Annotated in this window: 9 protein-coding genes; 8 read left to right on the top strand and 1 reads right to left on the bottom strand. The window is 70.6% G+C overall.

Annotation, left to right across the window (positions count from 1 at the left end; genetic code table 11):
* The first annotated feature begins 31 nt into the window (after window positions 1–31).
* From N5D62_RS24050 to N5D62_RS24015, 8 genes are all read left to right on the top strand, one after another.
* Window positions 32–730, top strand: a complete 699-nt coding sequence (locus N5D62_RS24050; protein ID WP_279760486.1) for a protein-L-isoaspartate(D-aspartate) O-methyltransferase — start codon at window positions 32–34, stop codon at window positions 728–730.
* A 55-nt stretch (window positions 731–785) separates the two neighbouring features.
* Complete coding sequence (locus N5D62_RS24045) at window positions 786–1,670, top strand: peptidoglycan DD-metalloendopeptidase family protein (protein ID WP_279760483.1); 885 nt, start codon at window positions 786–788, stop codon at window positions 1,668–1,670.
* 23 nt (window positions 1,671–1,693) lie between these two features.
* Window positions 1,694–2,830 (top strand): RNA polymerase sigma factor RpoS, encoded by a 1,137-nt coding sequence (gene rpoS / locus N5D62_RS24040; protein ID WP_279760482.1) that lies wholly within the window; start codon window positions 1,694–1,696, stop codon window positions 2,828–2,830.
* A gap of 150 nt (window positions 2,831–2,980) precedes the next feature.
* Window positions 2,981–4,450 carry a 23S rRNA (uracil(1939)-C(5))-methyltransferase RlmD gene (gene rlmD, locus N5D62_RS24035; protein WP_279760481.1) on the top strand — a complete coding sequence of 490 codons (1,470 nt, stop codon included), beginning with the start codon at window positions 2,981–2,983 and terminating at the stop codon, window positions 4,448–4,450.
* A gap of 103 nt (window positions 4,451–4,553) precedes the next feature.
* Entirely contained in the window at window positions 4,554–5,663 is a 1,110-nt protein-coding gene (aroC, locus tag N5D62_RS24030; RefSeq protein ID WP_279760480.1) for a chorismate synthase, read from the top strand.
* A 278-nt stretch (window positions 5,664–5,941) separates the two neighbouring features.
* Window positions 5,942–7,117 (top strand): efflux RND transporter periplasmic adaptor subunit, encoded by a 1,176-nt coding sequence (locus tag N5D62_RS24025; RefSeq protein ID WP_279760485.1) that lies wholly within the window; start codon window positions 5,942–5,944, stop codon window positions 7,115–7,117.
* A gap of 12 nt (window positions 7,118–7,129) precedes the next feature.
* On the top strand, window positions 7,130–10,405 hold the full coding sequence (locus tag N5D62_RS24020; RefSeq protein ID WP_279760479.1) for an efflux RND transporter permease subunit: 3,276 nt from the start codon (window positions 7,130–7,132) through the stop codon (window positions 10,403–10,405).
* A gap of 113 nt (window positions 10,406–10,518) precedes the next feature.
* Entirely contained in the window at window positions 10,519–11,187 is a 669-nt protein-coding gene (locus tag N5D62_RS24015) for a hypothetical protein (protein ID WP_279760478.1), read from the top strand.
* 122 nt (window positions 11,188–11,309) lie between these two features.
* Here the strand turns inward: N5D62_RS24015 and N5D62_RS24010 are convergent, their stop codons facing one another.
* Window positions 11,310–12,335 carry a LacI family DNA-binding transcriptional regulator gene (locus N5D62_RS24010; protein WP_279760477.1) on the bottom strand — a complete coding sequence of 342 codons (1,026 nt, stop codon included), beginning with the start codon at window positions 12,333–12,335 and terminating at the stop codon, window positions 11,310–11,312.
* Window positions 12,336–12,448: the final 113 nt, after the last annotated feature.

The raw sequence follows: 12,448 nt of genomic DNA, 5'->3' as shown, positions 1-12,448 counted from the left end.
GCCGCAGGGCCACTGGCAGCAGGCCGCCGCCATCAAGGCCCGGCAGACGACGCCGATCGGCCTCGGCCTGGATTCGGCGGGCGTGCGCCAGCGCATGGTGCAGCGGCTGCGCCGCGACGGCCTGGCCGACGAGCGCGTGCTGCAGGCGCTGGCCAGCGTGCCGCGGCATGCCTTCGTCGACTCCGCGCTCGCCACCCAGGCGTACGAGGACACCAGCCTGCCGATCGGCCACGGCCAGACCATCTCCAAGCCGTCTGTCGTGGGCCGGATGATGGCGCTGATGCTGGCCGCGCCCGGCGCGCAGCAACGCGGCCACCTCGGCAAGGTGCTGGAGATCGGCACCGGCTGCGGCTACCAGGCGGCGCTGCTGGTGCAACTCTCGAAACAGGTGGTGTCGGTGGAGCGCCTGCGGCCGCTGCACGACAAGGCGCGCGCCAATCTCGCGGGTCAGCACCAGGTCCGGCTGGTCTACGGCGACGGCATGCTCGGCCACGCGCCGTCCGCGCCGTACGACAGCATCATCTCCGCCGCGGGCGGCGACAACATTCCCCAGGCCTGGCTGGACCAGCTCGCGCCCGGCGGGCGGCTGGTCGCGCCGATGACCGCGCCCAGCGGCCGCGGGCAAGTCCTGGTCCTCATCGACCATGTCCGCGACGCCGCGGGCTCGCGCTTCGTGCGCAGCCTGCATGAAGCGGTCCTGTTCGTGCCCCTAAAATCAGGGGTCCTGTAGCGCGGCCGCCTCACGGCGCCGCGCCTGGCCTTTCCGCAACGATCCACACGCGCGCATGCAACAACTCTTCCGTCTTCCGCTGCTTGGAGCCACCGTGGTGCTGATGGCGCTCGCGGGCTGCCAGAACACGCCGCACCGCGCCCCGGTGGAGGACCGCCCCGTCGGCAAGGGCTCGACCGCGCAATCCTCGATCCCCGGCACGGCCGTGACGCCGGCCCCCGAATCGAAACCGCTGCCCGGCGCCGAGAACGCCGGCAAACCCGGCTACTACACCGTCAAGCCGGGCGACACGCTGATCCGCATCGCGATGGACAACGGCCAGGGCTGGCGCGACGTCGTCCGCTGGAACGGCATGGAGAACCCCAACCTGATCGAGGTGGGTCAGGTCTTGCGCGTGGTCCCGCCGGGCGTGGACCCGACCGCGGTGACCACCAAGCCGCTGGCGACCTCCAAGGTCGAGACCCGTCCGCTGGATGGCAAGTCCCCGGCTCCGGCGACGACGACGGCCGCCGCCTCGGCGCCAGCCAGCGGCGCGACCGCGCCGGCGGTGCCGCTGGCCGCCAGGGACGACGACGACATCAGCTGGGGCTGGCCGTCGTCCGGCCCCGTGGCGGCCGGTTTCGACGAGGTCCGCAACAAGGGCCTGGCCTTCTCCGGCAAGGCCGGCGACCCCGTCTTCGCCGCCGCCGATGGCCGCGTGATGTACGCGGGCGCGGGGTTGCGCGGATACGGCAACATGATCATCATCAAGCACAGCACGAACTATCTGACGGCCTACGCGCATAACCAGACGCTGCTGGTGAAGGAAGACCAGGTGGTGCGCAAGGGACAGAAGATCGCCGAGATGGGTAGCAGCGACGCGGACGCGGTGAGGCTGCACTTCGAGGTGCGCAAGCAGGGCAAGCCGATCGATCCTTCCAGGCTGCTGCCCGCGCGCTGAGGCGCTCAAGGAGGCGCCGCGACATGAACTTGCAACGCGCCGCTTCCTCCGACGGGCATCTGCCTGAAGGCCTGGACCACCCCGGACATCCAGGCCGATTCCAATTGCCCCCCGAGCTCGCGGCCGACGGCGCCGCGGACCCGGCCGACGAGCGCGAGGCCGGCGCGTCGGCCGACGGCGCCGGCCAGGCCGCGCATCCCGCCGAGGACGGCGAATCCGACGACGAGGACGTCCGCGCGCTGCGCGACGCCGATGCCGGCGAAGGGCGCGCCAAGGCCCGCAAGGGCGACCTCGGTCCCGCCGACGGCGATGCGACCAACGCGCTGCAGGCCTACCTGCGCGACATTCGGCGCACGCCGCTGCTCACCCCTCAGGAAGAGTTCGACACCGCCGTGAAGGCGCGCGCCGGCGACTTCGAGGCCCGCCAGGCCATGATCGAGCACAACCTGCGCCTGGTCGTCAGCATCGCCAAGAACTACCTGGGCCGCGGCCTGCCGATGAGCGACCTCATCGAGGAAGGCAACCTCGGCCTGATGCACGCGATCGGCAAGTTCGAGCCCGAACGCGGTTTCCGTTTCTCGACCTACGCCAGCTGGTGGATCCGCCAGGCGGTGGAACGCGCGCTGATGCACCAAGCGCGGCTGGTGCGCCTGCCGGTGCATATCGTGCGCGAGCTGAATCAGGTGCTGAAGGCCCGGCGCGCGCTGGAAGCGGTGGCGGCGGAACGCGGCGGCGAAGGCGTCGTGCGCGCCGAGGACGTCGCCCAGGCGCTGGGCCGGCCGGTCGACGAGATCGCCGAGCTGCTCGCCTACGCGGAACTGCCGAGTTCGCTGGATTCGCCGGTCGATCGCAACGGCGACGGCGGCGAGTCGATGCTGGACCTCGTCGCGGACGAGCAGGCGGTCGATCCGGCGGGGCATCGGCTCAGCCATGAGCTCGAGGACCTGCTCAAGAGCGGCCTCGCCTCCCTGAGCGACCGCGAGCGCGAGGTGCTCGCCGGCCGCTACGGCCTGGCGGACCGCGAGCCGGAGACGCTGGACATCCTGGCGGTGCGGCTGGGGCTGACGCGCGAGCGCATCCGCCAGATCCAGATCGAGGCGCTGGCCAAGCTCAAGCGCAACATGATGCGCCAGGGCATCAGCCGGGATTCCATCTTCTAGACCCTGCGTCGATCGACCGGATCGACCGCTGTCGGTCGTCGTCGGTCGCGGTGGGTGGGCCAGCGGTCTTGCATGGCTCCCTCGCCCGCACCGCGGGAGAGGGCGGGGGGTGAGGGTCGTCATCGAGCGCCGCTGGGATAATGCGCGCCCATGACTGATGTATCGGAATGGCTGAAGGTCGAATCGCTGGACCTTGAAGCGCAGGGCGTCGCCCACAACAGCGAAGGCAAGGTCGTGTTCATCGAGGGCGCGTTGCCGGGCGAGGAAGTCCAGGTCACCGTCGGCCGCAAGAAGAACAACTGGGAGCAGGCCGCGCTGGTCGCGATGCGCCGGGAGAGTTCGCAGCGCGTGCGCCCCGTCTGCCCGCATTTCGGCCTGCATCCAGGCGCCTGCGGCGGCTGCAAGATGCAGCACCTGCACCCGGCCGCGCAGGTCGCGGTCAAGCAACGTGTCCTCGAGGACAACCTCTGGCACCTGGGCAAGGTCAAGGCCGAGGCGCTGCTGCGCCCGATCGAGGGCCCGGCCACCGGATACCGTTACCGCGCCCGGCTGTCGGTGCGCTACGTGCCGAAGAAGGGCCATGTGCTGGTGGGCTTCCACGAGCGCAAGAGCCGCTACATCGCCGACATGCAGGTCTGCAAGGTGCTGCCGGAACATGTCAGCGCGATGCTGATGCCGCTGCGCGAGCTGATCGGCGCGATGGATGCGCGCGACCGGCTGCCGCAGATCGAGCTGGCCATCGGCGACACCGATGGCACGCAGGTGATCGCGCTGGTGCTGCGCCACCTGGAGCCGCTCAGCGACGGCGACGTCGCCAAGCTGCGCGCGTTCGCGCAGGCGCATCCCGGCGTGCAGTGGTGGCTGCAGCCCAAGGGCCCGGAGACGGTGCACCTGCTCGACCAGGGCGGCCCCGAGCTGGCCTACACGCTGCCCGAGTTCGGCGTGCTGATGCCGTTCAAGCCGACCGACTTCACCCAGGTCAACCACCACATCAACACGGTGCTGGTCGGCCGCGCGCTGCGGCTGCTGGACGTGCAACCGGGCGAGCGCGTGATCGACTGGTTCTGCGGCCTGGGCAACTTCACGCTGCCGCTGGCGACGCAGGCGCGCGAGGTGCTCGGCATCGAGGGCAGCGAGGCGCTGGTGCAGCGCTCGCGCGAGAACGCGGCGCGCAACCGGCTCGAGCACAAGGCCAGCTTCGTGGCCCGCAACCTGTTCGAGATGACGCCGGAGCTGCTGGCCGCCGACGGCGTGTCCGACCGCTGGCTGATCGATCCGCCGCGCGAAGGCGCGTTCGCGCTGGTCAAGGCGCTGGCGGACCTGGTCAAGGATCCGTCGCGGGCGCCGGGCTGGACGCCGCCGGAACGCATCGTCTACGTCTCCTGCGCTCCGGCGACGCTGGCGCGCGACGCCGGCCTGCTGGTCCACGTGGCCGGCTATCGCTGCACGAGGGCGGGCACGGTGAACATGTTCCCGCACACGGCGCACGTGGAGTCGATCGCCGTCTTCGAGCGCGATTCTGCGGCGCAGGCCCGGATCGCGGCGGAGGCGGCGGCCGGCACGGATGTCGACGCCGCGGCCGACGCCTCGCCGTCTCCGAGCGCTGAGTTCATCGCTTAATGAGGCTGGCGCGGCCGGGACGAGGGCGCGTGACGCGCCGGTCGCCCAGGCCGCGCTCGTAGAATCGACCGCTTCGGTTTCTCCCGCCTCGGCAGGTTCTCAGATGTCCGGCAGCACTTTCGGCAGCTTGTTTCGCGTCACCAACTTCGGCGAGAGCCACGGTCCGGCCATCGGCTGCGTGATCGACGGCTGCCCGCCGGGGCTGGCGCTGTCGGTCGAGGACATCCAGCCCGAGCTCGACCGCCGCCGTCCCGGCACCTCGCGCCACGTGACGCAGCGCCAGGAACCGGACCAGGTCGAGATCCTGTCGGGCGTCTACGAGGGCCTGACCACCGGCACCCCGATCGCGCTGCTGATCCGCAATGTCGACCAGCGCAGCAAGGACTACGGGAACATCCTCGACACCTTCCGCCCCGGCCACGCCGATTACACCTACTGGCGCAAGTACGGCCTGCGCGATCCGCGCGGCGGCGGCCGCTCGTCGGCGCGGCTGACGGCGCCGATGGTGGCGGCCGGCGCGGTCGCCCGCAAATGGCTGCGCCAGGAACTGGGCATCCAGTTCCGCGGCTGCATGACGGCGCTGGGCGAGATCGACATCGCGTTCGAAGGCTGGGACCACGTCGGCCAGAACCCGTTCTTCGCCGCCAACGCGTCGCAGATCGAGGCGCTCGAGGCCTACATGGACGCGCTGCGCAAGGACGGCGACTCGGTCGGCGCCAAGCTGACGGTCGAGGCCACCGGCATGCCGGCCGGCCTGGGCCAGCCGCTGTTCGACAAGCTCGACGCCGACATCGCCTACGCGATGATGGGCATCAACGCGGTCAAGGGCGTCGAGATCGGCGCGGGCTTCGACAGCGTGCGCCAGCGCGGCAGCCAGCACGGCGACGCGCTGACGCCGGAAGGTTTCGTCGGCAACAACGCCGGCGGCGTGCTCGGCGGCATCTCCAGCGGCCAGGACCTGCGGGTCTCGATCGCGATCAAGCCCACCAGTTCGATCCGCACGCCCCGGCCGTCGATCAACCGCGCCGGCGAGCCGACCGTGGTCGAGACCTTCGGCCGCCACGATCCCTGCGTCGGCATCCGCGCGACGCCGATCGCCGAGGCGATGCTGGCGCTGGTCGTCATCGACCACGTGCTGATGGACCGCGCGCAGTGCGCGGACGTCGAGCTGCCCATCCCCGCCATCGCCGCCCAGCGCCCCGACGCGGGCTGAGTCGGCCCCAAGGCGGGCGGCCCCGCCCGCCGGCTGAGCTTCCAGCTATCGCTGTCGACCGCTCGACAGCCATTTACCAATGGCTGGCAATCGCTCATACCTGCCGTTTCGTCGCAATGACTAGCAATTCGTCGCTAGGCGTGTCGATTTCAGTAGCAAAGAAAAGCAGGCTATGACACGCAAACTGCAATTCGTCGCAGGTCGCTGACGCGCCAATTTGGGGATTCCTACACTCCGCCGCATTCAAGGATCATCGATCCGGTGATCCCGTGTCGAAGATGGGGGAGATCATGCGCAAGCAGTGGTGGTTGGGTGGCGTGGCGGTGGCCGTGCTGGCGGGCGGCGCCGGTGTCTACGCGACGAGCGGGAGCCAGGCATCCGCTCCGAAGAAGGATCCGGAGAAACCGGCGCTGGAGTTCCAGGCGAACGAGATCGTCAAGCCGACGCTCGCCGCGATGCCCGGCCTGATCGAGTTCTCCGGCCCGCTGGTGGCGCCCAACACGGTGATCGTGCGGGCCAAGGCCTCGGGCAGCCTGGACCGCCTGGCGGTCGCCGAAGGCAACCGGGTGCATGCCGGCCAGGTGCTGGGCCAGCTCGACCTGGAGGAGCTGCGCCACAAGGTCGCCGAGCGCAGCGCCAGCGTCGAATCGGCGCGCGCCATGTACGAGCAGTCCGAGCGCCAGTTCAAGGCCAACCAGGGCCTGGCCTCGCAGAACTTCATCGCGCCGACCGCGCTCGACAACTCCCGCGCCCAGCTCGAGTCCGCCCGCGGCCAGATGCTGTCGGCCCAGGCGCAACTGGGCACCAGCGAGGTGCTGCTGCGCCAGGCGGCGCTGGTGTCGCCGATCGACGGCATCGTCGCCAAGCGCCACACGCTGCCCGGCGAGAAGGTGGCCGCCGAGCAGCAGGTGCTGACCATCGTCGACCTGTCGCGGCTGGAACTGGCCGGCCTGGTCGGCACGCACGAGGTGGGCAAGCTCTCGCCCGGCATGTCGGTGCAGGTGAAGGTGGAGGGCAGCGACGCGCCGGTGACCGCGAAGATCGCGCGCATCGCGCCGGCCGCCGAGCCCGGCACCCGTTCGATCGGCGTGACGCTGTCGCTGGACAACCCCGGCGAGCGTTTCCGCGCCGGCCAGTACGCGGTCGCCCGCGTCGAGCTGCCCGACGACAAGCAGCGCCTGACGGTGCCGGTCACCGCGATCGGCAGCGTCTCGGGCCAGGAACACGTCTGGATGATCGACAAGGGCACGCTGGTGCGCCGCATCGTCACCACCGGCCGCCGCGACGCGCGCGAGGGCCGCGTCGAGATCCTCGCCGGCGTGACGCCGACGTCCCAGGTGCTGGGCGCGCGCTTCGACAACCTCAAGGAGGGCGAACGCGCCGAGATCCGCGCGCCCAAGGCGAGCGTGGCCAGCGCGATGGATGCCTCGGGCGCCAGCGCCGCGGCGCAGTAAGGGGACGCGACCATGTGGATGACCCGCGTCTCGATCCGCAACCCCGTCTTCGCCACGATGGTGATGGTCGCCTTGTGCGTGCTGGGGTTGGTGGCGTATTCCAAGCTGGGCGTCGAGCAGTCGCCCGACATTTCCTTCCCCGGCGCCCAGATCGACATCCAGTACCCCGGCGCCTCGCCCGAGGCGGTGGAGCGCGAGGTGGCCAAGCCGTTGGAGGAGGCGCTCAACACGATCGCCGGCGTCGAGCGGGTGCAGTCGCGCAGCTTCGAGGGCCGGGTGCAGACCTCGGTCGAGTTCTCGCTGAACGCCGACATGAACCGCGGCATGCAGGAGATCCGCGACCGCGTGGCGATGGCGCAGGCGCAGTTCCCGCGCGACGTGAAGCCGCCGATGGTGCAGCGCTTCCAGGGCGAGAACGCGCAGCCGATCATCGTGGCCGCGCTGCTGAGCCCCAACCGCACGCTGCGCGAGCTGTCGATGCTGGCCGACCTGACGATCTCCAAGCGGCTGGGCCGCGTCGAGGGCGTGGCCAAGGTCGACGTCGGCGGCATGGCGGTGCGCGAGGTGCGCATCGACCTCGATCCCACGCGGCTGCGCGCCTACAACATCACCCCGGCGGAGATCTCCAAGGCGCTCAACGCCGCCAACACCGACGCGCCGGTGGGCCTGATCTCCAACCGCTACGACGACGCGATGCTGCGCGTCGAGGGCAAGGTCAAGGACCCGAAGGAATTCGTCAACGTCGTCGTCGCGCGCCGCGGCGACCTGGCGCTGACGCTGGGCGACCTGGGCGTGCTCAGCGAGCGCGAGCGCGAGCTCGACTCCATCGCCCGCATCAACGGCCAGCCGGCGGTCAGCTTCAACATCTTCAAGCAGCAGGACGCCAACATCGTCCAGACCGGCGAGGCGGTGAAGGCCGCGGTCGAGGAGCTGCGCAAGACGCTGCCCAAGGACATGGAGCTGCGCCTGGTCTACGTCAACAGCGACTTCGTGAAGCACTCGCTGGACGGGCTGCGCCACACGCTGATCGAGGGCGCGCTGCTGACGGTGGCGATCGTGTTCCTGTTCCTGCACAGCTGGCGCTCGACCATCATCACCGGGCTGACGCTGCCGATCTCGGTGATCTCCAGCTTCATCGCGATCTACGCGTTCGGCTTCACGCTGAACTTCATGACGATGATGGCGCTGAGCCTGTGCATCGGGCTGCTGATCGACGACGCGATCGTGGTGCGAGAGAACATCGTGCGCCACGTCGGCATGGGCAAGGGCCACCACCAGGCGGCCGAGGACGGCACCAACGAGATCGGCCTGGCGGTGATGGCCACGACCTTCGCGATCTGCGCGGTGTTCGTGCCGGTCGCGTTCATGGGCGGCATCGTCGGCAAGTTCTTCTACCCGTTCGGCATCACCGTCGCGGTGGCGGTGCTGGTGTCGCTGTTCGTCAGCTTCACGCTGGATCCGATGCTGTCGTCGGTGTGGCCGGACCCGCCCAGCACCTACGTCAAGAAGGTGCCGGTGATCGGCCACCTGATCCGGCTGACCGACCGCGGCATGGACGTGCTGCACGCGGTCTACGAGAAGACGCTGCGCTGGGTGTTCTCTGGCCGGCGCTACCGGCTGTGGGTGCTGCCGGCGTTCGCGCGGCCCTTCGGCGCCGACGGCGCGCGCGACAAGACCGCGCCGCGCCGGCTGCGCTCGGCCACGATCACGCCGCGCGGCATCGTGACCGGCACGGGCGTGGCGAGCTTCGTGGCGGCCATCCTGCTGGTGCCGGCGGTGGGCAGCGAGTTCCAGCCGCAGGTCGACCAGGGCTTCACGCACCTGACGCTGCGCATGCCGGTGGCCACCAGCCTGGACCGCGGCGACGCCAAGGTGCGCCAGGTCGAGGAGATCCTGGCGAGGTTCCCGGAGGTCAAGACGGTCTCCACCGTCGTGGGCAGCAGCGGCGAGGGCATGGCCACCGGCCGCAACCAGGCCAACCTGGACATCGCGCTGGTGGACCGCAAGCTGCGCAAGCGCACCCAGACCCAGGTCGAGGACGCGATCCGCGCCGAGATCGCGCGCATCCCCGGCGTCGAGGTCAGCGTGGGCTTCAACCGCCCGGTGTGGGTGACGATCCTGGGCAGCGACCCGGAGGTGCTGACGCAGGTGGCCAAGGACTTCGCCGAGAAGGTCAAGAAGATCAAGGGCGCGGTCGACGTCGACACCACCGTCAAGCCGGGGCTGCCCGCGTTCGCGGTGAAGCTGAGCGACTCGGCGGTGCGCGAGCTGGGGCTCAACGCGGTGCAGGTGGCCTCGTCGCTGCGCGCCTATGTCAACGGCGAGGTCGCGACCTACTGGACCACGCCCGACGGCAACCAGGTCGAGGTGCTGCTGCGCCTGCCCAAGACCCAGCGCCAGAGCCTGGAGCAGATGCGCGGGCTGCCGGTGGCGTTCGCCAAGGACGGTTCGCCGATCGCGCTGGAGCAGGTCGCCACGATCGTGCCGGTGTTCAACCCCGAGGTGATCCGCCGCCAGAACCTGCAGCGCCGCGAGGCGGTGTATGCCGGCGTGCAGGGCCGCCCGGGCGGCGACGTCAACGCCGACGTGCAGAAGCTGATCAAGGAGACGCAGCTGCCCCCGGGCATCAGCTTCATGGTCGACGGCGACGGCAAGCAGCAGGCGGAAGCCTTCAACGGGCTGCTGATCGCGATGGGGCTGGCGCTGATCTTCATTTACATCGTGCTGGCCAGCCAGTTCGGCAGCTTCGTGCAGCCGATCGCGATCATGGCGTCGCTGCCGCTGGCGCTGATCGGCGTGATGCTGGCGCTGCTGCTGTGGAAGACGACGCTGAACGTGTTCTCGATGATCGGCCTGGTGATGCTGATGGGCCTGGTGACGAAGAACGCGATCCTGCTGGTGGACTTCGCCAACCACGCGCGCAAGGACCGCGAGCTGTCGGTGCCGCAGGCGCTGCTGGAAGCCGGCCTGATCCGGATGCGGCCGATCATCATGACGACCGCGGCGATGGTGTTCGGCATGCTGCCGATGGCGATCGCGCTCAACGAGGGCGGCGAGATCCAGGCGCCGATGGGCCGGGCGATCATCGGCGGCGTGATCACGTCGACGATCCTGACGCTGGTCGTGGTGCCGGTGATCTATTCCTACCTGGTGCGGGGCCGCAAGACCTTCGACGCGACCGACCCGGCGCCGCAAGGCCCGGAGGCGCATCACGCGCCGGTTGCTCCGGTCGCGCCGTCGCCGGAGGCCTTGTCGCCGATCAAGCCGATCCCGGGCGTCGCGGATTGAACTGACTCATTTGAGTAGGTCAGCGCGGTTCTTTGACCATTTGAGAGGATGGTGCGGCAAAGGGGGCTGGGAGACAGTGAGTGTGTTGTCAACGCGCTCGGAGGTTCCCTCTCATGTCCCCTTCGTCGATCCCGCCTTCTGGTCGTCCGTCGCCGCGCGTCTTCCGCGCACCCCTCGGGGTGGCGAGCCTGTCGCGGGTCGGTGTGCCGTCCGCGCCGGGAGGCGCCGCGAACGACGCCGACTTCCTCTCGCGCCAGCCGGACCAGGTCGAGCTTCGCTTTCGCGACCTGCGCATCGCCCCCTCGCTGCCGTGCCTGGCGCTGATGGGCTGCGTGGTGCCGGTCCTGGCGCTGGCCGTCGCGCTCGAGTCCTGGCTGGCCCTGGCCGGCGGCATCGGGCTGTTGATGATCCTGCTCGGGTGCGTGGGCGTCGGCATCGAATCGCTGCGCGGCCTGCGCCTGTCCTGCACGCCGCCGCTGCCCGGCTTCGCCGGCGACACGGTGATGCTGGCGCTGTCGGTCTCGGATCGCAGCGGCCGGGCCCGCCGCGACATCGCCGTGACCGTCGGCGACCTGCCGGTACCCAGCGCCGCCGGCTGGATCGATGTCGCGCCGCGCGCGACCGTGCCGGTGCTGATCCCGATGCCGGCGGTGGGCCGCGGCAGAAGGCCCGTCCCGCCGGTGCGGCTGGAGACGCGTCATCCCTTCGGCCTGGCGCGCGTCAGCGCCACCTGGGCACCGCGCCGCGAATGGCGCGTGTCGGGACGACCGGCGCCGTTCTGACCGCGCCGCGGTGGCCGGCATCGTCGTGACCACCGCCGTTCCGACCCAGGGCCCGCCGCGTCCGTGGCGGCCCCTTGGCCCCTTGGCCCCTTGGCCCCGCGGGGCCTCAGCTCCCCGGTTGCTCAGCAACTCTCCCGCATCACCAGCTGGAAGCCCAGATCCAGGCAGGGCTCCGGCACCGCCTCGTTGCGCATCAGCGCGATGAGCATCCTCGCCGCATGCAGGCCGATGTCGCCCCGCGGGGTGCGCACGGTGCTCAACGGCGGCAGCATCTGGTCCCCGCCGGTCAGGTCGTTGAAACCGACGACGGCCACCCGCTCCGGCACCTGCACGCCCAGCCGCAAGGCCTGCAGCAGCGCGCCCTGCGCGAGGTCGTCGTTGTTGAAGAAGATCGCGTCCACGTCGGGCGCCGACGCCAGCACCCGTTCGAACAGCGCGGCGCCCAGCGCGAAGGAGGAGGGCGCCGCGTCCATGAACTCCAGCGCCGGATCGTGGGCCGCGCCGAGCGCGGCACGATAGCCCGCGGCGCGCTGCAGCGTGCGCGGATCCAGCTGAGCGGCGGCGAACGCGATGCGGCGATAACCGCGTCGCATCAGCTCGGCGGTCATCGCGTGGCCGGCGGCCTGCTGCGAGAAGCCGACCGAATGCAGCCCGGCCTCGCCGCGGTTCTCCATCACATGCACGCAGGGAACGCCGCTGCCGTTGAGCAGCGCGCGGGCGGCTTCCGTGCGGTCGAAGCCGGTGACCAGCAAGCCGGCCGGCCGGTTCATCAGGTAAGTCCGCAGCAGCGCTTCCTCTTCCTCCGGGTGGTAGTGCGTGACGCCGATCAGGCTCTGGTAACCGGCGGCCAGCAACGTGCGCTGCGCCGCGTCGAGCAGGTCGACGAACAGCGCGTTCGACAGCAACGGGATCAGCACGACGACCTGGTTGCTGCGCGCGGACGCCAGCGCCCGCGCGGCCGGATCGGGCACGTAGCCGAGCTGCGCGACCGCGGCGGTCACGCGTTCCACGAGCTCCGCGGCGACGCTGCGTTCCCCGCGCAGCGCGCGCGACGCGGTGATCGGGCTGACGCCGGCGGCCAGGGCGACGTCTTGCAGGGTCGCGCGGCCGGTGGCGCGGCGGCGCTTGGAAGCGGGTGCGGAGGACATTGGCGGGAGGATAGCGCTGTCCTCCTGCGGGCGACGCCCGGAATGACCCCGAGGTCCGGCGCGCCGCCGAGCGGGCGCCGCGCGGTCGCGTGACAGCCGGATGACCCGCCGAT

The organism is Mitsuaria sp. GD03876 (assembly GCF_029840635.1).
Taxonomy (GTDB): Bacteria; Pseudomonadota; Gammaproteobacteria; order Burkholderiales; family Burkholderiaceae_C; genus Roseateles.
The sequence above is the reverse complement of the archived record's forward strand: the minus strand, read 5'-3'. Positions and strand labels throughout refer to the sequence as shown.

Bases quoted from the DNA above. Each gene is read 5' to 3' on its own strand.
- N5D62_RS24045 (WP_279760483.1), top strand. From the start codon at position 786: ATGCAACAACTCTTCCGTCTTCCGCTGCTTGGAGCCACCGTGGTGCTG.
- rpoS (WP_279760482.1), top strand. From the start codon at position 1,694: ATGAACTTGCAACGCGCCGCTTCCTCCGACGGGCATCTGCCTGAAGGC.
- rlmD (WP_279760481.1), top strand. From the start codon at position 2,981: ATGACTGATGTATCGGAATGGCTGAAGGTCGAATCGCTGGACCTTGAA.
- aroC (WP_279760480.1), top strand. From the start codon at position 4,554: ATGTCCGGCAGCACTTTCGGCAGCTTGTTTCGCGTCACCAACTTCGGC.
- N5D62_RS24025 (WP_279760485.1), top strand. From the start codon at position 5,942: ATGGGGGAGATCATGCGCAAGCAGTGGTGGTTGGGTGGCGTGGCGGTG.
- N5D62_RS24020 (WP_279760479.1), top strand. From the start codon at position 7,130: ATGTGGATGACCCGCGTCTCGATCCGCAACCCCGTCTTCGCCACGATG.
- N5D62_RS24015 (WP_279760478.1), top strand. From the start codon at position 10,519: ATGTCCCCTTCGTCGATCCCGCCTTCTGGTCGTCCGTCGCCGCGCGTC.
- N5D62_RS24010 (WP_279760477.1), bottom strand. From the start codon at position 12,335: ATGTCCTCCGCACCCGCTTCCAAGCGCCGCCGCGCCACCGGCCGCGCG.